This is a genomic window from Bacillus sp. B19-2 (assembly GCF_022832475.1).
GTDB lineage: Bacteria > Bacillota > Bacilli > Bacillales > Bacillaceae > Bacillus > Bacillus paralicheniformis.
In genome coordinates this window covers 1,303,325-1,326,421 of record NZ_JALHKQ010000001.1, presented here as the reverse complement: position 1 = coordinate 1,326,421, position 23,097 = coordinate 1,303,325, and the positions used below count along the sequence as shown (strand labels likewise).

At 46.4% G+C, this 23,097-nt stretch carries 25 protein-coding genes; 20 read left to right on the top strand and 5 right to left on the bottom strand.

What is annotated here, in order from left to right; translation table 11 throughout:
* Positions 1–19 precede the first annotated feature (19 nt).
* Together MST20_RS06740 and metA are read right to left on the bottom strand one after the other, a co-directional pair.
* Complete coding sequence (locus tag MST20_RS06740; RefSeq protein WP_243940984.1) at positions 20–1,171, bottom strand: diglucosyl diacylglycerol synthase; 1,152 nt, start codon at positions 1,169–1,171, stop codon at positions 20–22.
* Between the two features lie 270 nt (positions 1,172–1,441).
* Positions 1,442–2,350, bottom strand: a complete 909-nt coding sequence (metA, locus tag MST20_RS06735) for a homoserine O-acetyltransferase MetA (RefSeq protein WP_020451889.1) — start codon at positions 2,348–2,350, stop codon at positions 1,442–1,444.
* Positions 2,351–2,501: 151 nt separating this feature from the next.
* On the opposite strand from metA, the gene MST20_RS06730 reads away from it, so the two are divergent.
* The 11 genes from MST20_RS06730 (at position 2,502) to MST20_RS06680 (ending at position 12,781) form a co-directional block, all read left to right on the top strand.
* Positions 2,502–4,181 (top strand): formate--tetrahydrofolate ligase, encoded by a 1,680-nt coding sequence (locus MST20_RS06730; RefSeq protein WP_243940983.1) that lies wholly within the window; start codon positions 2,502–2,504, stop codon positions 4,179–4,181.
* 15 nt (positions 4,182–4,196) lie between these two features.
* Positions 4,197–4,676, top strand: a complete 480-nt coding sequence (locus tag MST20_RS06725; RefSeq protein ID WP_243940981.1) for a glutathione peroxidase — start codon at positions 4,197–4,199, stop codon at positions 4,674–4,676.
* Positions 4,664–5,335: an HD domain-containing protein gene (locus MST20_RS06720; protein WP_243940979.1), complete on the top strand. Its 672-nt coding sequence runs from the start codon at positions 4,664–4,666 to the stop codon at positions 5,333–5,335. Before MST20_RS06725 ends, MST20_RS06720 begins: the two co-directional genes overlap by 13 nt.
* A gap of 30 nt (positions 5,336–5,365) precedes the next feature.
* A complete protein-coding gene (locus MST20_RS06715) occupies positions 5,366–6,502 on the top strand; it encodes a conserved virulence factor C family protein (protein WP_243940977.1) in 1,137 nt (378 codons plus the stop codon).
* 343 nt (positions 6,503–6,845) lie between these two features.
* Positions 6,846–8,522, top strand: coding sequence for a dihydroxy-acid dehydratase (gene ilvD / locus MST20_RS06710; protein ID WP_243940975.1), 1,677 nt, complete (start codon positions 6,846–6,848; stop codon positions 8,520–8,522).
* An 88-nt stretch (positions 8,523–8,610) separates the two neighbouring features.
* Complete coding sequence (locus MST20_RS06705; protein WP_065643820.1) at positions 8,611–9,045, top strand: BrxA/BrxB family bacilliredoxin; 435 nt, start codon at positions 8,611–8,613, stop codon at positions 9,043–9,045.
* A 36-nt stretch (positions 9,046–9,081) separates the two neighbouring features.
* Positions 9,082–9,852, top strand: coding sequence for a class I SAM-dependent methyltransferase (locus MST20_RS06700; RefSeq protein ID WP_243940973.1), 771 nt, complete (start codon positions 9,082–9,084; stop codon positions 9,850–9,852).
* A 271-nt stretch (positions 9,853–10,123) separates the two neighbouring features.
* Entirely contained in the window at positions 10,124–10,726 is a 603-nt protein-coding gene (locus MST20_RS06695) for a YpjP family protein (protein WP_243940971.1), read from the top strand.
* Between the two features lie 15 nt (positions 10,727–10,741).
* Positions 10,742–11,290 (top strand): phosphatidylglycerophosphatase A family protein, encoded by a 549-nt coding sequence (locus tag MST20_RS06690; RefSeq protein WP_243940969.1) that lies wholly within the window; start codon positions 10,742–10,744, stop codon positions 11,288–11,290.
* A 363-nt stretch (positions 11,291–11,653) separates the two neighbouring features.
* Positions 11,654–12,142, top strand: coding sequence for a dihydrofolate reductase (locus tag MST20_RS06685; protein ID WP_075754175.1), 489 nt, complete (start codon positions 11,654–11,656; stop codon positions 12,140–12,142).
* A gap of 15 nt (positions 12,143–12,157) precedes the next feature.
* Positions 12,158–12,781: a 1-acyl-sn-glycerol-3-phosphate acyltransferase gene (locus tag MST20_RS06680; protein ID WP_243940967.1), complete on the top strand. Its 624-nt coding sequence runs from the start codon at positions 12,158–12,160 to the stop codon at positions 12,779–12,781.
* A gap of 40 nt (positions 12,782–12,821) precedes the next feature.
* On the opposite strand, the gene trhA is transcribed toward MST20_RS06680, so the two are convergent.
* Together trhA and MST20_RS06670 are read right to left on the bottom strand one after the other, a co-directional pair.
* Entirely contained in the window at positions 12,822–13,463 is a 642-nt protein-coding gene (gene trhA / locus MST20_RS06675; protein ID WP_065643827.1) for a PAQR family membrane homeostasis protein TrhA, read from the bottom strand.
* Between the two features lie 15 nt (positions 13,464–13,478).
* Positions 13,479–14,480: a sigma 54-interacting transcriptional regulator gene (locus MST20_RS06670; RefSeq protein WP_243940965.1), complete on the bottom strand. Its 1,002-nt coding sequence runs from the start codon at positions 14,478–14,480 to the stop codon at positions 13,479–13,481.
* A gap of 232 nt (positions 14,481–14,712) precedes the next feature.
* Between MST20_RS06670 and ilvA the strand changes: the two genes are divergently transcribed.
* From ilvA to ypmT, 7 genes are all read left to right on the top strand, one after another.
* Positions 14,713–15,981: a threonine ammonia-lyase IlvA gene (gene ilvA / locus MST20_RS06665; RefSeq protein WP_243940963.1), complete on the top strand. Its 1,269-nt coding sequence runs from the start codon at positions 14,713–14,715 to the stop codon at positions 15,979–15,981.
* Positions 15,982–16,073: 92 nt separating this feature from the next.
* Positions 16,074–16,325, top strand: a complete 252-nt coding sequence (locus MST20_RS06660) for a YpmP family protein (RefSeq protein ID WP_243940961.1) — start codon at positions 16,074–16,076, stop codon at positions 16,323–16,325.
* A 149-nt stretch (positions 16,326–16,474) separates the two neighbouring features.
* On the top strand, positions 16,475–17,317 hold the full coding sequence (locus MST20_RS06655) for a DegV family protein (protein ID WP_065643831.1): 843 nt from the start codon (positions 16,475–16,477) through the stop codon (positions 17,315–17,317).
* Between the two features lie 8 nt (positions 17,318–17,325).
* The gene (locus MST20_RS06650; protein WP_279599915.1) at positions 17,326–17,916 is read left to right on the top strand and encodes an SCO family protein; all 591 of its coding nucleotides are present in this window, start codon (positions 17,326–17,328) and stop codon (positions 17,914–17,916) included.
* 142 nt (positions 17,917–18,058) lie between these two features.
* A complete protein-coding gene (locus tag MST20_RS06645; protein WP_243940957.1) occupies positions 18,059–18,811 on the top strand; it encodes an SGNH/GDSL hydrolase family protein in 753 nt (250 codons plus the stop codon).
* A 9-nt stretch (positions 18,812–18,820) separates the two neighbouring features.
* The gene (locus MST20_RS06640) at positions 18,821–19,393 is read left to right on the top strand and encodes a YpmS family protein (RefSeq protein WP_065643833.1); all 573 of its coding nucleotides are present in this window, start codon (positions 18,821–18,823) and stop codon (positions 19,391–19,393) included.
* A 31-nt stretch (positions 19,394–19,424) separates the two neighbouring features.
* Positions 19,425–19,625, top strand: a complete 201-nt coding sequence (ypmT, locus tag MST20_RS06635; RefSeq protein ID WP_020451868.1) for a protein YpmT — start codon at positions 19,425–19,427, stop codon at positions 19,623–19,625.
* 95 nt (positions 19,626–19,720) lie between these two features.
* Here the strand turns inward: ypmT and MST20_RS06630 are convergent, their stop codons facing one another.
* The gene (locus MST20_RS06630; protein WP_243940955.1) at positions 19,721–20,425 is read right to left on the bottom strand and encodes a DUF4397 domain-containing protein; all 705 of its coding nucleotides are present in this window, start codon (positions 20,423–20,425) and stop codon (positions 19,721–19,723) included.
* Positions 20,426–20,521: 96 nt separating this feature from the next.
* Between MST20_RS06630 and MST20_RS06625 the strand changes: the two genes are divergently transcribed.
* On the top strand, positions 20,522–21,853 hold the full coding sequence (locus tag MST20_RS06625; protein WP_243940954.1) for an MATE family efflux transporter: 1,332 nt from the start codon (positions 20,522–20,524) through the stop codon (positions 21,851–21,853).
* Positions 21,854–21,973: 120 nt separating this feature from the next.
* Positions 21,974–23,062: a GGDEF domain-containing protein gene (locus MST20_RS06620; protein ID WP_243940952.1), complete on the top strand. Its 1,089-nt coding sequence runs from the start codon at positions 21,974–21,976 to the stop codon at positions 23,060–23,062.
* Positions 23,063–23,097: the final 35 nt, after the last annotated feature.

Genomic DNA, 23,097 nt, shown 5'->3' with positions numbered 1-23,097 from the left:
TTTTTTTGAACGAATTCTTTTAGGAAAGCGCCCGGACAGTCTGTTTTTTGTTCATGATGATTTCAGACTGCTCGATAATGTCTGTCAGGATGACTTCAGATGAATTGGATAAATGCAGGCTTTTAATGTTTTTCTTCATTTCGTTTAATTTTTTCTCATCAGCCAAAAGGGAAGAGACTGATTCAAGAATTTCCTCATGCCTGTTGACGACGATGGCAGCTCCTCTGTCTTCGAAGAACAGGGCATTTTCCTTTTCCTGCCCGGGAACAGGCTTGTAAAGGATGACGGGAACGCCGATTGCCGTGGCCTCTGTCAAGGTAATTCCGCCCGGCTTTGTGATCATGCAGTCAGCCACCCTGAACAGCTCGTCAATTCTTTCGATATAACCGAGCGATTTCAGCTTGTTTGGATAAAGGGCTTCAATGTCTTCCAGTGAAGATTTCAGCATCGTATTTTTTCCGCACACAACGACGACTTGAACATCTTCTTCCGTCACCAGAGATTCGCACAGTTCTTTTACGTTTTTCAGAACCCCGTGTGCGCCTGCCATGATCAGCAATATCTTCTTGTCGGGAGACAGCTGATACTTCTCGTAGATTTTATCTTTGTCCATTTCTTCTTCAAACTGCCTGCGGATCGGAATACCCGTGATCTTGACGTTGCTCGGGTGAGTGCCGATTTCGAGCAGTTTTTCCTTCACATAATCAGTTGCTACGTAATATTTATCAATATGTTCGTGGACCCAAATTTTATGAAGACAGAAATCTGTCATGACGTTAAAAGTCGGAATGACTTTTCCCATTCTCCGTCTGTATTCGGGCACGACAATCATTGGAAACGTATTGATGATGATGTCTGGCTGATGTTTTTTAACCAGTTGGTCCAGCCGTTTATTTCCCATTTTAAAATAAATATTAAACTTTCTTTTATTGTAAATTTTATCGACCCCATAGTAGAAAAGGCGATAAAACTGTTTACCGATTGAGAAACTTTTCAGGTAGAGATACTGTGTGATCTCTGACACAATCGGGTTTGATTCTTGATACAAATTCGAAACAGTTACATTCTTAAAACCGAGCCGTTCGCACTCTTGGTAGAGCGTTTTGGCTACTTGAACATGGCCATTTCCGTAATTTGCAGTCAAAATTAATATTTTTTTATTGGTATTCAAGCATATTCACCTCAATTAATTCAAACAGCAAGAGCTAAAATGGTAAAAAAACAGGAGTCAATGTCCACACATACCATACCATAAATATTATTTTAATTATAAATGAAGAACAAAAATTAAGGTATTTTTAAAGTATGGATCGGCAGGAAAGCACTGGGTTCCTTATTATTCCTGCTTTCGCGGCAAAGCCGAAACCCCCTTATGGAAGGCTAACCCAACTGTATTTTAACACATTTTGAAGGTCGTGCATCAGACCAGGGCATGAGAATTTCATTTCCACTCATATGGTGTTTCCTGGTAAACGTAATAGTTCAGCCAGTTCATGAACAAAAGAGTCGCATGAGCTTTCCAGCGGTTTACAGGCGCCGCGCCGTCCGGCCCGTCTTTAAAATAATTCACCGGCGGATCAATGTCCATGTTCCTGGCCAAATCCCTTTCATACTCTTCTTTAAGAGTATCTGTATCATACTCAGGATGTCCAGTTAAAAAAACTTGTTTTTCATCTTTTGAAGCAATTAAACAGACGCCCGCTTCATCGGATACGCTGAGCACTTTTAAATGGGAAACGGCTTTCAGGTCATCCATATTAATATCTGTATGCCTCGAATGCGGGACATAGTAGAACTCTTCAAAGCCTCTGACAAGTCTTTCGTTTTTCTCCATTATTCTGTGTTCGAAAACGCCAAATGTTTTTTTCGGCAGTTTGACTTTGCGAATTCCGTAGTGATGATACAGTCCCGCCTGCGCTCCCCAGCAGATGTGAAGCGTTGACGTGACATGCGTTTTGCTCCACTCTAAAATCTCCTGGAGTTCTTTCCAATAGGACACCTCTTCGTACTCTAGGTGCTCGATCGGCGCACCGGTAATAATCATGCCGTCGAATTTTCGGTTCCTGATCGAAGAAAAAGTTGTATAAAACTGTTCCAAATGCTGCCTTGGTGTATGTTTTGGCGTGTGTGTAGACGGTATTAAAAAAGTGAAATATACCTGTAAAGGAGAATTTCCGAGCATCCTGAGCAGCTGTGTCTCAGTCCTGATTTTCTGCGGCATCAGATTAAGAATCACAATATTTAATGGTCTGATGTCCTGATGAAAAGCCCGTTTTTCATCCATGACAAAAATATTTTCACTTTCAAGAATCTGCTTCGCTGGCAAATTGATAGGTATGTTGATAGGCAACACGCCACCTCCGGTTTTCTCCGCTGATTTTTCTTCATTATAGGAACTTTTTGGCGATATTTCAATGTGTGAATTGTGTTACAATGAAAGAAGTGTGTGAAAAATATGGAAAATCATCGTGTGATGAACCAAAAGGAGGCTCCTCTTGCAAATGAAATCCCATTTATCAGACATAGAAATCGCCCAAAGTACGGAATTAAAACCGATTGCCGAAATTGCACGGAAGCTCAATATAAATGACGATGAAATAGAGTGTTTTGGTTGCACAAAAGCAAAAATTTCTTTAAAAATTTTTGAGCGTTTGAAAGAAAAAAACGATGGACAGGTGATTTTGGTAACTTCCATCAACCCGACCCCGGCCGGCGAAGGGAAGTCGACTGTCACCGTCGGATTGAGCCAGGCGCTCTGGCAGATTGGCAAAAAATCGATCGTTGCACTTAGGGAACCTTCACTCGGTCCGACAATGGGACTGAAAGGCGGGGCTGCCGGAGGAGGGTATTCCCAGGTTCTTCCGATGGAGGATATCAACCTCCACTTTACGGGAGATATGCATGCGATCACAGCTGCGAATAACGCTTTGGCGGCTTTTATAGACAATCATATTCATCAGGGAAACGAATTAAACATCGATATTAGAAAAATCGTCTGGAAAAGGACGCTTGACCTCAATGACAGGGCGCTGCGCGAAACCGTTGTCGGCTTGGGCGGAAAAGCGAACGGATTTCCCCGGGAAGACGGCTTTGACATTACTGTCGCATCGGAAATCATGGCCGTTTTATGCCTGGCCGGAGACTTGGCTGATTTAAAAAGGCGCTTGGCGGCAATGATCGTTGCCTACACTGTTGACGGACAGCCGGTGACGGCCGGCATGCTCGGTGTCCAGGGAGCGCTCGCCCTCCTGTTAAAAGATGCCATCAAACCAAACCTTGTTCAGACTGTTGAAGGAACACCGGCGCTCGTCCACGGTGGCCCGTTTGCAAACATCGCTCACGGGGCAAACAGTTTGATCGCGACGAAAACGGCGGCGAAACTGGCTGATTATGTCGTGACTGAAGCGGGATTTGGCGCGGATTTGGGTGCGGAAAAATTCATGCACATCAAAACGAGAGCCGGCGGGTTCACCCCGGGAGCGGTCGTGATCGTCGCCACCATCAGAGCGCTGAAAATGCACGGCGGGACGCCTCTCGCCGATTTGAAGCAAAAAGATGTAAAAGCATTAAAAAGCGGAATCGCAAACCTTGCGAAGCATATCGAAACGATAGACGCCTTCGGTCTTCCGTACGTTGTGGCCGTCAACAGATTTGTACACGATGCGGAGGACGAACTTGAGACGGTTCTTGGCTGGTGCAGGGAAAACGGACATCCGGCTGCACTGTGCAATGTTTGGGAAGAAGGCGGAAAAGGCGGGACTGACCTGGCAAGGGAAGTCATTCGTGTCATGGAACAAAAGGACAATCATTTTTCCTATTTATATGAATTAACCGACTCGATCGAAGACAAATTAACCAAGATTTCCCGCACCGTTTATGGAGCCGAAGGGGTAGAGTTTACCGAAAAGGCGAAAAAGCAGCTGCTGGAATTGAAAAAGAACGGATTGGACGGGCTGCCAGTATGCGTGGCCAAAACTCAGTATTCTTTATCAGATGATCCGGGGAAAATCGGCAGGCCGAAAGGTTTTAGCATCACCGTCCGTGAATTAAAACCATCGAGGGGCGCGGGATTTATCGTCGCTTTAACTGGCAGCATTTTAACAATGCCCGGGCTGCCGAAACATCCTGCTGCACTTAAAATGGATGTCGGTGAAGACGGCAGGGCCAGAGGGTTATTCTAAAAAGGAGGGATCGTCATGTCCATATATGATATCAGTGTCAAGACGATTAAAGGCGAGGACACGACACTGCGGCCGTATAAAGGCAAAGTGCTTCTCATCGTCAACACGGCCTCAAAGTGCGGATTTACACCTCAATATCAACAGCTTCAAGACTTGTATGAAACATATAAAGACCGGGGGCTTGAGGTTCTTGGCTTTCCCAGCAACCAATTCATGAATCAGGAGCCCGGCGATGAAAAAAGCATAGAAGAATTTTGCAGCGTAAACTACGGTGTCACGTTTCCGATGTTTTCGAAGGTGAATGTAAAAGGAGATCAAATCCACCCGCTGTTCCGCCACTTGACGAACAAGGCGAAGGGCATGCTTGGAACAAAAGCGGTCAAATGGAATTTCACAAAATTTCTCGTTGATCGAACCGGGGAGAACGTCGAGCGTTTTTCACCGCAAACCAATCCAAAGGAGATGGAGGAGGCCATTCAGAAATGGCTCGGCTGAATCAGGAACAAACAGAACAGATCCGCTTGATGTCCGAATGGGTAAGAAAAAAGCTCGCAGACGAAGGTACAGGACATGACTGGCTGCATATCGAAAGGGTTCGGAACGTAAGCCTTCAGATTGCAAAAGAAGAGGGGGCAGACCTGTTTATGACCGAAGCTTGCGCCCTTCTACACGATGTGATTGATGTAAAGCTTGCCGATGAACACCGGGTTCCGCTTCATGAGCTGAAAAGGCGCCTGTCAGAAGACTGGAAGGTCGATCCGGAAACGGTTGACGGGATTCTTGCCATCATCACAAGAATTTCATTTAGAGACAGAGAAAAATATAAAGACGAACCCCTTTCAAAAGAAGGTATGGCAGTTCAGGATGCCGATCGGCTTGATGCGATCGGCGCCGTCGGGATCGCCAGGGCTTTGATGTATGCGGGGGCAAAGGGCCATCTCCTCTATGGGAGCGCCAATGCCCCTACTGCTGTCGGCCACTTTTACGAGAAGCTTCTCCTTTTAAAAGATTTGATGAATACAAAGACGGGACGGATGCTCGCGGAAAAAAGGCATCAGCTGATGCTCGAATTTCTCGGCGAACTGGAAAATGAATGCGCCTTCTCCGGAGAAAGCCGCCTTGATAGATCAGGGCCGGGGGTTATGGTAGAATAAGACCGGATCTTTTAACAGAGGGGGACAATGATGAAAATTAAATCGATAGAACCGACACCGAGCCCGAATACAATGAAGGTGATTTTGACCGAAGAACTGCCGGGCGGAAAAAGCAATAATTATAAAAAGGACCATGCGGAAGGCGCGCCTCCCGTCATCCAAGAGGTTTTAAACATAGACGGAGTAAAAGGCGTCTACCATGTGGCCGATTTTATCGCTGTCGAGCGCAATGCGAGATTTGACTGGAAAGACATCCTTCCTGCTGTGCGTGCTGCCTTCGGAATGGACGAAGCCAAAGAGGCGGGGGCCCGTTCCGAAGAAAAAGAATCGTTCGGCGAGGTTAAAGTCTTCGTGCAAATGTTCAGCGGGATACCGATGCAGGTGAAATTGACCGACGGCGAGCGCGAGGAGCGCTTCGGTCTCCCGGAACGTTTCCAGGAAGCGATCCTGAAGCTTAAAACCGCGTCTTCCAACGTCGTGCTCGAACGGTCATGGAAAGAGCAAGGCGTCAGATTCGGCGATTTTTCAGAAATCGGCCGTGAAGTAACGGAAGAGCTTGAGGCGGCTTACGATGAGGAGCGCCTGCGGAAGCTGACGGAATCAGCCGCATCAAGCGATGCTGAGGATAAACGCGCGGCTGTGCAGCGAAAGTCTTACCGGGTAACGCTTGAAATGATGGATGAGGAAGATTGGCAAAAACGTTATGCCCACCTCGAACAAATGGACCCGGATGAAAAGGACATTCCAGTACTCGAAAAAGCGCTCAAGGACCCGAAAACATCGATCAGAAGGCTTGCTGTCGTTTATTTGGGCATGATCGAAACGCCTGCGGTGCTTCCTCTTTTATATCAAGCGCTCGAAGACAAAACGATCACGGTCAGAAGAACAGCCGGTGATTGTCTGTCAGACATCGGAAACCCGGAAGCGATTCCGGCAATGATCAAAGCGCTCAAGGACGCGAGCAAGCTTGTGCGCTGGAGAGCCGCCATGTTTCTGTACGAAGTCGGCGATGAGCGCGCGCTTCCCGCTTTAAAAGAAGCTGAAAACGATCCCGAATTTGAAGTCAGCCTTCAAGTCAAAATGGCGATCGAACGGATCGAATACGGTGAAGAAGCGAAAGGCTCCGTATGGAAGCAAATGACGGAAAGCCGCAAAAAAGACGGCTGACAAGGACGCTGGAAACAGCGTCTCTTTTTTTGGCCTCAAGCCCTCCGCTCCGAAGCGGCGATCCATCCGGGAATTTTGAAAAAAGTCACGCATCTTGTTATAAAATATCACTTTTTCTATAAAAATATTTCGAATATTGTTGAAAAACACGCTGAAAATATATATAGTAGTTAGCAATCATATGGAATGTGGAGGTTCTGATTCATGGGGAATGATTTACAGATGAAGATCAAACCAGCCGTCATCTTGCGGATCAGTCCGGCAAGCGGTTAACAGACAGTTTTTAAAACTGAATATTCAGAAAATATACAATGCAAATACGAAGATGTTTAGGAGGATCACGATGACAGGTTTACGCAGTGACATGATTACAAAAGGGATCGACAGAGCGCCGCACCGCAGTTTGCTGCGCGCGGCAGGAGTAAAAGAAGAGGACTTCGGCAAACCGTTTATTGCCGTATGTAACTCATATATCGATATCGTACCGGGTCATGTCCATTTGCAGGAGTTCGGAAAAATCGTCAAAGAGGCGATCAGAGAGGCCGGCGGTGTTCCGTTTGAATTTAATACAATCGGGGTCGACGACGGAATTGCGATGGGGCACATCGGAATGAGATATTCTCTTCCGAGCCGCGAAATCATCGCCGATTCAGTGGAAACGGTTGTATCAGCGCACTGGTTTGACGGAATGGTGTGTATTCCAAACTGCGATAAAATCACGCCGGGCATGATCATGGCAGCAATGCGGATCAATATTCCGACCGTGTTTGTTAGCGGGGGACCGATGGAAGCGGGAAGAACAAGCGACGGACGGAAAATCTCGCTTTCCTCTGTATTTGAAGGCGTTGGCGCTTATCAATCAGGCAAGATCGATGAGAAAGGGCTTGAGGAGCTTGAACAGTTTGGCTGTCCGACATGCGGATCATGCTCGGGCATGTTCACGGCCAACTCGATGAACTGCCTTTCTGAAGCTCTTGGCATCGCCATGCCGGGTAACGGCACCATTTTGGCGACATCGCCCGACCGCAGGGAATTTGCCAAACAGTCGGCCCGCCAGCTGATGGAGCTGATCAAGTCGGATATCAAACCGCGCGACATCGTGACCGAAAAAGCGATCGACAACGCGTTCGCTTTAGACATGGCGCTCGGCGGATCGACGAATACGATCCTCCACACGCTTGCGATCGCCAATGAAGCGGGGGTAGACTACTCGCTTGAACGGATCAATGAGGTAGCGGCAAGGGTTCCGCATTTATCAAAGCTTGCGCCGGCTTCCGATGTGTTTATTGAAGATTTGCATGAAGCTGGAGGCGTATCAGCAGTCTTAAACGAGCTGTCGAAAAAAGAAGGCGCGCTTCACTTGGATACGCTGACCGTAACGGGAAAAATGCTTGGCGAAAATATTGCCGGTCGCGAAGTGACGGATTACGAGGTCATTCATCCGATCGATCAGCCGTTTTCAGAGCAAGGCGGACTAGCCGTCCTGTTCGGCAACCTGGCGCCTGACGGTGCGATCATTAAAACCGGCGGCGTCCAAGACGGGATTACCCGCCATGAAGGACCTGCGGTTGTCTTTGACTCACAGGAAGAAGCGCTTGACGGTATCATCAACCGTAAAGTAAAAGCGGGAGATGTCGTCATCATCCGCTATGAAGGTCCTAAAGGCGGACCGGGAATGCCTGAAATGCTTGCACCGACTTCGCAGATCGTCGGAATGGGCCTCGGTCCGAAAGTCGCCTTAATTACCGACGGCCGCTTTTCCGGAGCCTCCCGCGGTCTTTCGATCGGCCACGTTTCGCCAGAAGCAGCCGAAGGCGGCCCGCTTGCTTTCGTAGAAAACGGCGACCATATCATTGTCGATATCGAAAAGCGGATTTTAAACATCGAAATCTCAGATGAAGAATGGGAAAAAAGAAAAGCAAACTGGCCCGGATTTGAACCGAAAGTGAAAACCGGCTATCTCGCCCGGTATTCAAAGCTGGTGACATCTGCCAATACCGGAGGCATTATGAAAATCTAGCGGTTTTTTCGCCCGGTGTTTGAAATTCAGCCCCCGCTGTAGTATCCTTGACATCAGTAGTCAAGGTTTATAGAGGGGGCTTTTTAATATGTCAACAGCTTATGAAGAATACATGCGCCAGCTCGTTCTTCCGATGCGTCAGGAATTGGTGCAGGCCGGCTTTAAAGAGTTATCGACTGCGGAAGAAGTTGAGACTTTCATGGAAGGTGCAGAAGGCACGACTTTCGTCGTCATCAATTCAGTCTGCGGATGTGCCGCCGGACTGGCGAGACCGGCAGCCGTTCAGGCCGTCTCCGGAAGCGAAAACGGGCCTGACGAGACCGTTACAGTTTTTGCCGGACAGGACCGCGAAGCAACGGCAAAAATGCGGGAATACTTCGAAGGATATGAACCGTCTTCACCTTCAATGGCACTGCTGAAAGGCAAAGAAGTCGTTCATTTCATTCCGCGTGAACAGATTGAAGGCCGTGAAATGACGGAGATTATGAAAAACATTACAGATGCTTTTGAAAAACATTGCTAAAATGCCCTTTGAAGGGCATTTTTTACGGAGAAAAACATGATTGTCACAACAAGCTACAGACCGACTGAAAGCACGGTTTTAACGGCGGAAAAAATCAGCCGGACGCTCGGCGCCCGCTTTTCCGAACGGAGAAAACGGCCGATTCGCCAGATCCGGCAAACAGAGCAGGATGATGTTCTCGTGGTTGGAAAAGAGCGCTTTGAGCTGTATCATTCAGAGGGTGAAAAGTTCTTTTTCCATCCGAACTCTGCAATGTTCCGGGCGAAGCGCATGTTAAGGGGCGAAGCGGACCCTTTTGTCGAAGCTGCACAAGTTGAACCGGGAGACAAGCTGCTCGATTGTACGCTCGGCCTTGGATCAGACGCGATCATTGCGAGCCTTGCCGCAGGCGAACTAGGCGAGGTGTGCGGAATTGAAAAAAGCCCGCTCCTCGCTTTTCTTGTCGAGGCGGGGCTTCAATCGTGGGAGACCGGCCTTGACGCTTTGGATCAGGCGATGAAAAGGATTCGGGTTCATTCCGGCGACAGCATTGATTATCTGCTGGAACTTGATGATGCTTCAGCAGATATCGTCTACTTCGACCCGATGTTTGATGAAGGAATCAAAGAATCAGACGGCATCGCCCCTTTAAGAAAGTGGGCGCATTCCGAGTTTACGCTTGACGGTGCTTTACATGAAGCTCTTCGGGTCGCCAGAAAAAGAGTGGTCCTGAAAGACCACTGGAAAAGTCCGCGCTTTGAAAAATACGGATTTTCCGTAAAAAAACGAAAAACAGCCCTGTTTCATTACGGTGTCCTCGAAAAATGAAATCCCAAGGTATATACCTTGGGATTTTTTAATCTGCGATTTCCATGACGATAAAATAAGCGAGGGTAATGAATGAAGCGGCTATAAAAAGACCTTCAACCATGAACGATCACTCCCAGTTTTGGAATTTTCATCTTTGATTGTAAACGTTTTATCGGCAAAAGAAAAGGCGTTTTGTTTTTCTGCACTGCCACTTTATGAATGACTGAAAATTCAACCTATGATAGAATAAGAGAAAATGAGAAAGCGATCAGAAGGGGACTAATCAGTCATGAAGATGTGGATGAGAAAAGCGCTTGTCGCATTATTTACAATTGCAACATTCGGCCTTGTATCTCCTCCTGCGGCATTAATGGCGGACAAGCTGCAGGAGCATCAGAGCGTGAAAGAATCCGGGTATACAGCTGTTTATCAAAAGCAGGAAGAGCCCGAACTTGAAGGAGACAGCGAATCCAAACCTTCATTTGACACTTACAAGGACGAACTGCTCAATGAAGCGGAAGATCTGTCATTCGTAAAATTCGGCAGCAGGATATCGCCGGTCATTGAAGACGAGTACAGGGAAGAAGTGCTTCCAAAGGTCGAGGAGATCATCGTCAGCCACCTCATGACAATGCAGGACAATGACGCTTACCAGGATCTCGTCATTTCCAAAACGCCGACGGCGGGGAAGTCGGAAAGAATTTTCCACGTTTACAACCGGAAAACGGGGGAAGATGTGCTGAGATTCCATGTGCGCAGGGACAAGCCGCCGCATAAAGGGTACTGGTTTAACTTTCATTATCATACTGCCGAAGACGGCTTTCAAAAACATCACGATCTCGGAAGCATTTACTGGGACCGCAATACACCGCCTAACTGGATGAGCCACTAAAGGAGATTGATGCAGATGAAGAAGTATACGATGAATGAAATGGTGCACATAACGAAAAATATGCTGAATGAGCGCGGGGTTGCGATTGAGGATATCGCGCTGATCGTACAAAAGCTGCAGGAAAAATACCATCCTGATCTGTCGCTTGAAGTATGCGTTGAGAATGTCGAAAAGGTCTTAAACAAAAGGGAAATCGTTCATGCCGTGTTAACGGGGATAGCGCTTGACCAGCTTGCCGAGAAAAAGCTATTGCCTGAACCGCTTCAATATTTGGTCGAAACGGATGAACCCCTTTACGGAATCGACGAGATTATTCCGCTTTCCATCGTAAACGTCTACGGTTCGATCGGCTTGACGAACTTCGGCTATCTGGATAAAGAAAAGTTCGGCATCATTAAAGAACTGGACGACTGTCCGGATGATGAGGTTCACACGTTCCTTGATGATATCGTCGCTGCCTTGGCGGCAGCTGCTGCAAGCCGAATTGCCCATTCGCATCAGGATCTTGAGGATGAAGTGCAGGAAGAGAGAACAGACGGACAGAGCGTTGCGAAAAGCCGCTGAAAGATCCGGCCGTCCCCGCCATCAGGCGGGGACTTTTTTATGCCGCATATTTTAAACCTTTTCTCGAAAAATATCTTGTTTTCGAAAGGTTAAACAAGATACACTACAAAAGGATGAAAAAAATGAAACATCATGCGGATATATGCCGTCATATGTTAGAGAACCGGAATTGAACAAAACGGGGAATGACACCAATGCATTCGGGCGGCCTGATCAGAATGAAAACCTCGAAGAAAGAAAGGTTTCCTCTCATCACAGCTTTAACCTCCATCTACATGCATCATGTTCACAGATGATCACACAAAGAGATGAGCATCATCCGGCTTTATTTCGCTACAAACATCATAAGGGGGCTTTAAATTAATGATTTCATTGATTACCGCCATGGACAGAAACCGCCTGATCGGCAAAGATAATGATCTGCCATGGCATCTGCCGCAGGATTTGAAGTATTTTAAAGAGGTGACGAAAGGACACGCCGTAATCATGGGGAGAAAGACGTTTGAATCCATCGGCAGACCTTTGCCTCACCGGGAGAACATCATCGTCACATCCAATAAAGAACTGGATATCCCGAATTGTCAGGTGATGCACTCGGCAGAAGAAGCGGTGCGGTTTGCGAAAAACAAAAATGAAGAATGTTTTGTCATCGGCGGTTCAACACTGTACGCGGAGATTCTGCCTTTTGCGGACAAGCTGTATGTGACAAAAATCGATGAAACCTTTGAAGGGGACCGGTATTTCCCTGAATTCAGCGAAGCCGAATGGGAAATCGTTTCGAGGCGGAAAGGCCTGAAAGATGACAAAAATCCTTATGACTACGAATTCCTCGTTTATCAAAGAAAAGGATAGAGGAGAGGGTTTTTCATGTTTCGCTATTGTTTTTTATGGGTTTATTCAGCCTATATGTTCATCAAGCATATCAAGCTCCTGCAGGCGCTGCAGACACTTGACCCGCGCCTTTCGTATGCCAATCAGATGGAAGCTGTCTTTGATAAGCCGAAAGCTTTTTTACGGGGGTGCATCGGCTTAACCGGTTCGACCGTTTCCATCCATCAGAACGAAAGATCCCCGGCGGGGCCCGTCCTTTACGTGCATCCAAAGCTCGGCCTGTCAGAGCTCGCCGTGCTGCTCGGACACCTTGATAAAACGGCTTCGTTTTTTGCTGATCCGCGCGCCTTTCGTTATCCGCTGCTCAGCGGCTGGCTCTATAAAATGGCCGCGGTCAAAAAAAGCGCCGACAAGGAAGCATCACTTGAAAAAGTGGAAGAGATCGTCAGGAAAGGCCAAAGCTTTATTCTGTCTGAAGATGACGGGCTCGATTACAAATCTTTATCCAAAAGGCTCGGCCTTCCGATCGTTGCAGTCGAAACAGCCGGTACGGAAGACATGAAGAAAGGCAAGTTGTTCAAGAGGCTGAGACCTGCTGATATCGACTTGACGATCCACCCGGCATACGTCCTGACCGAAAACAAACAGCTTCGGGCATAAAAAAACCAGGCTCCCGTAAAGGAAGCCTGGTTTTCGCCGTTTATGATACAAACGGCACCTTTGCCACATAGAAAAGCACGCAGAAAAACATGGAGGCGCTGCCGCCGAGTACGAAAGTGTGCCAAATCGCATGATGATACGGGATCTTTCTCCATAAATAAAAGATCGTTCCGACGGAATACAATATTCCCCCTAAGAGCAGCAGGGCGAATCCTTCTCCGGTCAAGGCTGTATAAAGCGGCTTGATCGCAATAATCGCCATCCAGCCCATCACAAGATACACCAGCGTGCTGACCACGATAAATCGTTTCACAAAAAAGATTTTAAATACAACTCCGCCAATCGCAAGCCCCCAGACAACCGCAAGCATTGTATAGCCGAGCGCGCCTTTCAAAGGTCCGAGGAGCAGCGGTGTGTATGTACCCGCAATCAGTACGTAGATGGCTGAGTGATCGATGATCTCAAGAATATCTTTCGTTTTTTTGTGCTGAATGCTGTGCAGAAGGGTCGAACTTAAATACAGGAACAGCATGGAAGCGCCGAAAATCGAAAAGCTGACAACATCCACCGGACTTCCGTAGCGGATCGCAAATATCACCAAAAATACGATGGCGGGTATGGAGAGGAGAACGCCGAGTCCATGGGTTATTGCATTCGCAATTTCTTCTTTAATCGTGTACATACCAAGACACCCTTTCTAATCTTGAATAATGTGATGCTTTAAAGAGCTTAAAAAGCGGAGGCCTTCAAGCGTGATTTTTGTCCCGGCTCTTCCGCGGCCCTTTGTAATAAACTCTCTTTTTTCCAAATAATCCAATCTGCTGCGCACTTGCTGGGGGGTAAGTTCCGACTTGCCGTTTTTGCTCAGTTCAGACAGAACCCTGCGGCTGGCAGGCTCTCCTTTTTCATTTAATTGTTTGACTGCATCGAGCAAAAACGCAAACTCCTCTTTTTCCATTAAAGTCAGTGATGTTGAAGCCGTTTTTTTATCTTTTGGCTTCTTCTTTTCGATTTGTTCTCTTAACGCCGGCGGAGTGTCGTAAAGCTGAATCGTTTTCCCATCTGAGACGGTTTTCATATAATCCGTCATATTTTTGAGTTCTCTGACGTTCCCTTCAAACTCATGCTGCTCTAAAGCCTTCCAAACGACCGGTTCGACATATATGTCATGATCCCCGCTTTTTACAAAATGATGCACGAGAAGGGGGATGTCGCTTCGCCGTTCAGCAAGGGGTGGTAGCGGAAGGTCGAGCACATTGAGCCTGTAGTACAAATCCTTGCGGAATTCGCTGTTTTCAATCCGTTCACCGAGCGGCACGCTTGAGGTGGCGATCAGTCTTTTTGGCATCCCTTTTTCAATCGCTGCCAAAAGCTTGCCCTGAAGAGGCAAGGAAAGCCCCCACACTTCGTCGAGAAACAAGGTTCCGGATTCATTCATCTCTGAAAGAAAAAAGTCTTCAGCCGCTTCATCTTCATTCAGCGTGCTGCAGCTTACGTGTGTGAAGGGATCATGCTTGAAAGATGATCCGGAATGAATGGCTTTGGCGAACAGCTCTTTGCCTGTGCCTGTTTCTCCATGAATCAGGATCGGATGGGAAGAGGCTGCAAATTGTATCGCTCTGTTTTTCGTTTGCAAAAAGGAATCGCATTCCCCGATCAGTTCGGAGAACCCTACGGACGGATACGTGTGTTTAATCATGGCGGATCTCCTTTTGGTTCTAATTGGTTCTATTATAACACCCAATTAGAACAAATAAAGAGTTTTTTGAAAAAAAGTGTATTTGGCTGCACATTAACAATCGAAAAGAACGCCGTATATATTGAGAAACTGTATAATATTCTGTAAATAACAAAGAATTGCCCTTTAAATTTTGAATATTCATGATATAATGGCGTATTAAATAAAGCTTTATACAGAAAGGATCTTATACATGAAACCGTTGCTTAAAGAAAACTCTCTCATCCAAGTCAAAGACATTTTAAAAGCCCATCAAAATGTAAAAGATGTTGTCATTCATACCCCCCTCCAAAAAAATGAGAGGCTCTCCGAGAGGTACGATTGCAACGTATATTTAAAAAGAGAAGACCTGCAGGTTGTCCGCTCTTTTAAACTGAGAGGCGCCTATTATAAAATGAAGCAGCTTTCCAAAGAAACGACGAAAAACGGGGTTGTCTGCGCCAGTGCAGGAAACCATGCGCAGGGGGTCGCTTTTTCCTGTAAACATCTCGGTATTCACGGAAAGATTTTTATGCCGTCGACGACTCCGAGGCAGAAAATTTCTCAAGTTGAATTGTTCGGCAAGGAATACGTCGAGATCATCCTGACAGGCGACACGTTCGATGATGCGTATCAAAGCGCAGTCGCCTGCTGCGAGGAAGAAAAACGGGCATTTATCCACCCGTTTGATGATCCTTCCGTCATGGCCGGCCAGGGAACGGTTGCGGTCGAAATCTTAAACGATATCGAAACAGAACCCCATTATTTATTCGCAAGCGTAGGCGGAGGCGGCCTGCTTTCAGGAGTGGGAACCTACATGAAAAACGTGTCCCCGGATACAAAGCTGATCGCGGTTGAGCCCAAAGGCGCGCCGGCTCTATTTGAATCAAACAAAAAAGGCGAAGTCGTCACCCTCGAGAAAATCGATAAATTTGTAGACGGAGCCGCCGTGCAAAAAATCGGCGAGGAGACATTTAAAACGCTTGAAACCGTTGTAGATGATATTTTGCTCGTTCCCGAAGGAAAGGTATGCACCGCGATTCTTGAGCTGTACAACCAATGTGCGATTGTCGCCGAGCCTGCGGGAGCGCTGCCGATCTCCGCTTTAGACCTTTACAGGGAAGAAATTAAAGGGAAAAATGTCGTATGCATTGTGAGCGGAGGAAACAACGACATCGGCAGAATGCAGGAAATCAAAGACAGATCGATGATGTATGAAGGACTCCAGCATTATTTCATCGTGAACTTCCCGCAAAGGGCGGGAGCTTTGCGCGAATTTTTGGATGAAGTGCTCGGGCCGACCGATGATATCACCAGGTTTGAATATACGAAGAAAAATAATAAAAGCAGCGGCCCTGCGCTCGTCGGCATCGAATTGAAGCAGCGCGAAGACTACGAGCCGCTGATTGCGAGAATGGACCGTAAAGGCTTCCGCTATGTCGAAGTGAATAAAGATGAAGGGCTCTTTCATTTGCTGATTTAAGAAATTTTTTTGAAAACGAGCATAAATCACAGACAACGGCTCCTGAGATTATGTATAATAAAGAAAATATCTCATAAATGAGGATTGATAGCTTGTTACTTAAAAGCCTGGAGTTCAAACGTTCGGATGGACAGAAGGTGAAGGTGACGGAAATACCCGTGCTGAAGGAGGACGACCCGCATTTTTTTATGGCCAGTCTGAGGCTCGAAATCTTTTTAAAGAAGCTCTATTGCTCAAAGCGGAAAAAAAACGTCTACTCCTTTAGGGACTACTTAAAGAGAGCATTGAAATGGCAGGATTACCTCGCCATTTATCAAGAGGAAGAATTGAAGCATAATGCATAAGAATTGATAGCATTCTTTGCCGGCCCATGAAGACAGCCAAATCCGCTTGGAAAAGGGCGGGAGACGGCATTCGGCCGGCAAAGAATTTTTCATGCCGATTTGGCCTCACTAGGAAATTCACCATTTGAACCGACAGGATGTGAAGGGAATTGCCAAGCATTAAAATTGTAACGGACTCAACAGCTGACTTGAGCGAAGAACTGCTCAGAGAATATCATATTTCCGTTCTCCCGCTTTCGATATCAATCGACGGCATTGTTTACAGAGACAGGTTCGATATTCAGCCGGACGAATTTATTGAGAAAATGGAGAGCGCCGCAGAACTCCCGAAAAGTTCACAGCCGCCTTTAGGCGCTTTTATCGAACTGTATGAAGAGCTGACCGCTGACGGAAGCGAAGTGATCAGCATCCATCTCTCAAGCCAATTGAGCGGGACATACCAGACGGCTGTAAGCGCTTCAAATATGGTCGACGGGAACATTACGGTGATTGATTCCATGTATATTTCAAAAGGGCTCGGCTTTCAGGTCTTGCGGGCCGCCTTGCTGGCCGAAGAGGGCATGACGGCCGAAGCGATTGTAAAAGACCTGGAGAACTTGCGCGACCGGACATCCCTCTATGTGACAATTGATCATTTTGATAACTTGATCAAAGGCGGCCGCATTGGGCGAGGAAAAGCGCTGATCGGCTCATTGCTCAAGGTTAAGCCGATCGCGAGGCTCGAGGACGGAATCTATACGCCTGAAAAAAATGTCCGGAGCAGCAGTCAGCTTATCCGTTATTTGACTGGTCAATTTCTTTCCGCGGTGAAGGGAAGGACGGTGCAGGCGATCGGAATCGCCCATGCCGATGCACTCGACCTCGCCCATAGGCTGAAAGACTCTTTGCTTGAACATATCCCGGGAATCGATATTGATATTGCGTACACAACGCCGATTATCTCTGTTCATACCGGAAAAGGAGCGATCGGTTTTACCTTTTACACCGATTGAAAAAGGGGATGGAAGGATTGAAAAACGCTTTTGGCATTTTCCTTGCAGGTATTCTCACAGTGTTTCTTTCGTCCTGCGGAACTAGCAAGATTGAAAATTCTTTAAACTATGACGTACAATCTTTTTCTTTTCAAAATCACGACGGGAAAACCGTGTCTCTTGAAAGTTTAAAAGGCCAGGTGTGGGTGGCCGACTTTATATTTACGAACTGTAAAACGATCTGCCCGCCGATGACTTCACATATGGCTGAACTGCAAAAACAAATGGAAGAGGAAAACCTGCAGGCCCGCATCGTCTCATTCAGCGTTGACCCCGAAAATGATACACCCGAAAAATTGAAGAAATTTGCGGCCAACTATCCGCTCAATTTTCAAAACTGGGATTTTTTAACCGGATACTCGCAGGAGGAAATCGAAAAATTTGCGCTGAAAAGCTTTAAAGCAATCGTGAAAAAACCTGAAGATGAGGATCAGGTAATTCACCAATCGTCATTTTATCTAGTCGATCAAAACGGCAAAGTCGTCAAGGATTATGACGGTGCAAAAGAAACGCCGTACGATGAAATCATCGCCGATATTAAGACGCTGGAAAACCGTTGAAAAAACGGGCGGCCTGCCGTTAAAAGCCTGTTTCCTGACCACCGGAAAACAGGCTTTTTTTTACACCTGTCAAATCATTTTCAAAAGAATCAAAACATGGTACACTTTTTTTTAGGTTATCTAGAAGGAAGGGGCATCATCATTGAACATACGGTTTATAACAGCCATGATGGCCCTCGTCTGTCTGCTTTCAGCCTGTACGGAATGGAATGCGGGCGTTGAAAAAACATCGGTCTCCCCTAAGCGCGATATCGTGATTGCAGCAGTGGGCGATTCTCTGACAGAGGGGGTAGGCGATCAAGAAAAGAAAGGCTATGTCGGCATGGTGGCCGACGAGCTTGAAAGCCGGAGCGATGTGAAGTCCGTAACGGTCAAAAATTATGCCGTTAAAGGCTCCCGGACCGATCAGCTGCTTGAAAGATTAAAAGAAAAAGAAGTACAAGAGGGCCTGAAAGATGCAGACTACATTTTATTTACAATCGGGGGCAACGACCTGATGAAAGTCGTCCGCCAAAACTTCGCGCACTTAACGCTCCCACCTTTCCGCGCTGAACAAAAACTGTTTGAAAAGCGGTTTTCGAATATTTTAGCGGAAATCAGAGAGCAAAACGCCAGCGCTGAATTGATTTATGTCAGCATGTATAATCCATTTAAGTTTACGCTGTCTGAACTGAGAGAAATTGACCAAGTCGTAGACGAATGGAATGAAGGCGCAGAAAAAAGCCTGAAAAAGGTCTCCAATACGAAAATGGCGGATATCGCTGATATTTTTGAGGAAAACAGCGATGAAAAGAAGATTGCAAAAGATGAGTTTCATCCTAATCAATACGGGTATTCTTTAATAGCGAAACGCGTTTACGAACAAATTAAAAACGAAGACCCCTCAACAGAATAAGGTGAAAAAATGAAGAAATGGAAGAGCTTATTTTTAATTTTAGCAGCAGTCAACGTCATCATACTTGCCGGGATTTTCATTCTCGTATTCATGCCCGGCGGTCAAAAGGAACCGTCGCGGCCGACTCCGAGCGAGTACCAATTGAACGTGACGAGCACGAAAGAGTCATTGGCCGCATTCATCAACACGTATTTAGAAAAGGAGTCTTCGCCGGATCTTGACTATCAAATCGAAATCGATGATGAATTCCACATCGTCGGTGCGATCCGCGCCTTTTCCTCGACAGTCGATGCGAAGGTGTCCTTTCGGCCGACAGTGGAAAAAAACGGAGATGTGGTTCTTGACGTGACGAGATTTTCGATCGGCAAGTTAAATGTTCCGATATCGATGGTGCTGAACTACATGGATCAATTTTATGATCTTCCTGATTTTGTCCACGTTCGTTCGGACGCTAAAGAAATTCAAGTCCGTCTGTCAGAGATGCCGCTTAAAAACGGAATGTATGTGAAAGCAAAAGACATTGATTTAGAAAAAGATCAAATCGAATTTGTTTATTATCAGCCTGCACAAACAGATTCATAGATCGTGCAGCGGGATTTACAGGGGTGAACATATGGAACGTATCTACACATATTTCAGCTTGCTGTCTATGTTGTTTTCGCTGTACTTCGGCGGTCTCGCCGCCTTCAGTTTCATCGATGAAAACATGGACAAGATGTATTTGAACATCGGGTATTGTGCGTTGTTTTTAAGCATTATGATCTTTACCCTAGATGCTAAAAAACATAAAAAAACTGACCATCACAATCAATAATTGCCGGCAAAATCCTAAAACATGAGACCGTTTTAGGATTTTGTTGTCCATGCTTCAGCAGACTGTAAAAGAGACATCAGGTCTCTTTTTTTTCGCTATGAAGGCGGAGCTTTGGCAGGAAACGGCGCCGCTTTTATGGTGAGAGAAGGGGAGCCGTTGACGAAACCGAGGCCATACAACGTTGCGGATTCCCCCGCGTGAAGCGTGATTTTCGGGACCTTCAGCAAGACCGCTGTTGAACCGGCGGCCTTTAGCTCCATGTCGATTTTCTGTGAACGCACCTCGATGTACCTGGTGACCGTTTGAAAGGGGACACCGGAAAACAGGACAGGTCCGTTTTGCACTGCAAAGTCAAGAGCGGGAGAGTCCGGCGATAAATGGACACATCGGATGCTGCGGCTTTCCGGATCAGCCGCAGGCCGGTCATACATTCCGACGGGAACGAGCTTTGCGGCTGTGCCAGTAACGGCAACCGTGCAGTACCCGCCGTGGATCAGGTGATACTGTACCGTCAGCATCGGACCGTGCGCCCTGCCTCTTTGGAAAACATCGATTTGAATACGGCCGGCAGGAAACCGGACATAAGAAGATAAATCTGTATAGGAGATGTTTTGAAAAACGGAGATTCCGTTTACGAATACGTCGAGATTGTCGGTGTGAGGAGCCGCATGGAGCAGTCTGATCATCGCTGCTTTTCCGCTGTTTCGAAAATAAAAGGGCGCCTCTGCAGGCGGAAGATGGCAGCAGTTCCACCGAAAACCTTCCGCCATTTGACGGGCATCATGATCTGTAGAGAACATCTTGTCACGCCCCTTTGCATGCTTTCTGACATCATATGAGGCTCTGAAGCCATCGGTCACATCGCGATCAAGATGACAGATGAAAAGGAGTAAACAATGAAAACGGATTTTACATACGGAAATGTGTTTAAACAGCTGGTCTTTTTTTCCGGCCCGATCATTTTAGCCAATCTTTTGCAGATTTCATTTCAATTCGTTGACAGCTTGTGGGTCGGAAATCTGCTCGGAGCAAAAGCTCTCGGTGCTGCGGCCGTCTCAGGGACGGTTTTCTTTACGGTGTTATCGTTCGTATTAGGCGTCAACAATGCGGCACTGACGATTCTTGCGCAGCAAAAAGGAAAAGGGGATAAGAAGGGACTTGCTTCATATGTCAACGCGTTTGTCGTTCTGATGACGGCGATGAGCGTATTGCTCGGAGTTATCGGCTATTTTTTCACAGAGCCTCTGCTTTCGCTTCTTCAAACGCCCGGCAATATGATGGATTTGGCTGTAAGCTATTTGAGCATTCATTTTATCGGGATTATATTTTTATTCGGCTATAATTTCATCAGTACCGTGTTAAGAGCGGTCGGCGACAGTCAAACACCTTTGCGTTTCGTCCTCTTGGCCGTCATCCTGAATCTGTTTATGGATCCGCTGTTTATCTCGGTATTCAACCTCGGAATTTCCGGAGCAGCCTATGCAACCGTCGTTTCCCAAGGGATTGCTTTCGTTTACGGTGTGGTCTATACGGTGAGAAAGCGGCTTGTTCCATTTTCAAAGCCGGCGCTTCCGTCGCTGGAAGAGACGTCCGTCATTTTGAAGCTCGGAGTGCCTGCCGGCTTGCAAATGATGGTGATTTCAGGCGGCTCGATGGCGATTATGAGCGTTGTCAATTCATTTGGAGAACGTGTCGTGTCAGGGTTTGGCGCGGTACAGCGGCTTGACAGCCTGCTGATTCTCCCGGCGATGGCCATCGGCACGGCTGTCAACAGTATGGCTGGCCAAACCGTCGGCAGCGGCGATATGGAGCGTACGAAAAAAATCGCTCATGACGGCGTCATTTATGTCCTGCTATTTATGGCTGCTGTCAGCACCGCGATATTTCTGACAGGCTATCATGCGGTCAGGCTGTTTATTTCGGAAGCCGATTCAGCCGGATTCGGGGAAGAGTATTTAAGAACGATTGCTTTTTTCTATCCGTTTATCGGGATTAACTTTGTGTTAAACGGTGTTGTAAGGGCAGCCGGCGCGATGGTTCAAATTTTGGTGCTGAACGTGATTTCTTTTTGGGCTTTGCGCTATCCGTTTACATACTTATTTTCAAAGTGGCTTGGCGAAAACGGCATAGCGCTTGGCATCGGAATGAGCTTTATGCTGAGCAGCCTGACCGCGTTTTTATATTACCGCTACGGGAAGTGGAAGCACCTTGTTTTATTTGAAAAATGAAAGCAAGCCCCGGAAGCGCCTCCCGCCGGGCATCTGAAGCAAACAAACAAAAATACTTTTAACGTCTTAATAATTGACGATATATACAATATAAAATGAGTTTGGTGTTGGGGGCTTGTCATGTTTTTAATCGATTTATTTTTGAATTTGTGCATTTTAATCACTTCGCTCTTTATTTACACTCAGCTAAAGTGGAATATTTTTTCCCGAAAAGCGACTAATAAACAACTTGATTGGATTGACGGCGTCATGGGAGGGTTGCTCGGAAATGTGCTCATGTTCTTTTCGATCCAGGCAACCGATGAGACGCTCGTTGATTTGCGTTATGTGCCTGTCATGATTTTGTTTTTATTTACGGGCGCCTTTCCGGCCTTTATTTGTTCTCTGCTGATTATAGGAGGAAGATTTGTTTACGGGGGGAATACATCATCGATTACGGCGCTCACAGGAATGATCGTTATATTCATAGGATATTATCTCATCCTCCGGGTCATGGATAAAGACGCTGATACTTATCGAAAGACATTTGCTTTAGTCATTTTTTCCAATGTGGCGATTTCAATCGTGATCTTGATGCTCCTCCATGATTTCCATTTAGTGAAAATTTTATTGATATGGTTCTGGATTTTATCTACTATCGGCGGATTTACATCAGTATACGTTGTATCATATTTGAAAAAATCTCATTTTCTGTTAAAAAAATATGAAGAGGAATCGTCGCTTGATTATTTAACGGGATTAAATAATGTCCGCCATTTTGATGCGATATGGAATGCTCAAATTTCAAACGCAATGGAGAAGAACGAGAAACTGTCTTTGCTTATGATCGATATCGATTATTTCAAAACGATCAATGATACATACGGACATTCAAACGGAGACGTGATTTTAAAAGAATTGGGAACGATTTTAAAAAAGACAACACGTGCGGAAGATATCGTATCAAGAAACGGCGGAGAAGAGTTTTCGGTCATATTGCCGAACAGTTCTCATTCGCAGGCCGCAGAGATCGCTGAAAGGATACGCAAGGAAGTGGAGACACACACTTTTTCAATTTCTCATTCTAAAAAGATTCATATTACCGTTTCGATAGGGGTTGCAGCATTTCCGGAGGTCAATCGCAGTACGGACGAGTTGATTGAAAAAGCCGACCAATGTTTGTACAAGGCTAAACACCTTGGGAGAAACCGGGTGTGCACATCACTTTGAGCTGAACGAAAAAGGATAGATGAAACGATGTTCAT

Excerpts from the sequence above, each read along its gene's own strand:
- ilvD (WP_243940975.1), top strand. The coding sequence starts at position 6,846 with ATGACAGGTTTACGCAGTGACATGATTACAAAAGGGATCGACAGAGCG.
- trhA (WP_065643827.1), bottom strand. The coding sequence starts at position 13,463 with ATGTACACGATTAAAGAAGAAATTGCGAATGCAATAACCCATGGACTC.
- MST20_RS06695 (WP_243940971.1), top strand. The coding sequence starts at position 10,124 with ATGAAGATGTGGATGAGAAAAGCGCTTGTCGCATTATTTACAATTGCA.
- MST20_RS06700 (WP_243940973.1), top strand. The coding sequence starts at position 9,082 with ATGATTGTCACAACAAGCTACAGACCGACTGAAAGCACGGTTTTAACG.
- MST20_RS06640 (WP_065643833.1), top strand. The coding sequence starts at position 18,821 with ATGAAGAAATGGAAGAGCTTATTTTTAATTTTAGCAGCAGTCAACGTC.
- MST20_RS06650 (WP_279599915.1), top strand. The coding sequence starts at position 17,326 with ATGGAAGGATTGAAAAACGCTTTTGGCATTTTCCTTGCAGGTATTCTC.
- MST20_RS06630 (WP_243940955.1), bottom strand. The coding sequence starts at position 20,425 with ATGTTCTCTACAGATCATGATGCCCGTCAAATGGCGGAAGGTTTTCGG.
- ypmT (WP_020451868.1), top strand. The coding sequence starts at position 19,425 with ATGGAACGTATCTACACATATTTCAGCTTGCTGTCTATGTTGTTTTCG.
- MST20_RS06690 (WP_243940969.1), top strand. The coding sequence starts at position 10,742 with ATGAAGAAGTATACGATGAATGAAATGGTGCACATAACGAAAAATATG.
- MST20_RS06670 (WP_243940965.1), bottom strand. The coding sequence starts at position 14,480 with ATGATTAAACACACGTATCCGTCCGTAGGGTTCTCCGAACTGATCGGG.
- MST20_RS06625 (WP_243940954.1), top strand. The coding sequence starts at position 20,522 with ATGAAAACGGATTTTACATACGGAAATGTGTTTAAACAGCTGGTCTTT.
- MST20_RS06705 (WP_065643820.1), top strand. The coding sequence starts at position 8,611 with ATGTCAACAGCTTATGAAGAATACATGCGCCAGCTCGTTCTTCCGATG.
- MST20_RS06725 (WP_243940981.1), top strand. The coding sequence starts at position 4,197 with ATGTCCATATATGATATCAGTGTCAAGACGATTAAAGGCGAGGACACG.
- MST20_RS06685 (WP_075754175.1), top strand. The coding sequence starts at position 11,654 with ATGATTTCATTGATTACCGCCATGGACAGAAACCGCCTGATCGGCAAA.
- MST20_RS06715 (WP_243940977.1), top strand. The coding sequence starts at position 5,366 with ATGAAAATTAAATCGATAGAACCGACACCGAGCCCGAATACAATGAAG.
- MST20_RS06730 (WP_243940983.1), top strand. The coding sequence starts at position 2,502 with ATGAAATCCCATTTATCAGACATAGAAATCGCCCAAAGTACGGAATTA.
- MST20_RS06620 (WP_243940952.1), top strand. The coding sequence starts at position 21,974 with ATGTTTTTAATCGATTTATTTTTGAATTTGTGCATTTTAATCACTTCG.
- MST20_RS06680 (WP_243940967.1), top strand. The coding sequence starts at position 12,158 with ATGTTTCGCTATTGTTTTTTATGGGTTTATTCAGCCTATATGTTCATC.
- MST20_RS06720 (WP_243940979.1), top strand. The coding sequence starts at position 4,664 with ATGGCTCGGCTGAATCAGGAACAAACAGAACAGATCCGCTTGATGTCC.
- ilvA (WP_243940963.1), top strand. The coding sequence starts at position 14,713 with ATGAAACCGTTGCTTAAAGAAAACTCTCTCATCCAAGTCAAAGACATT.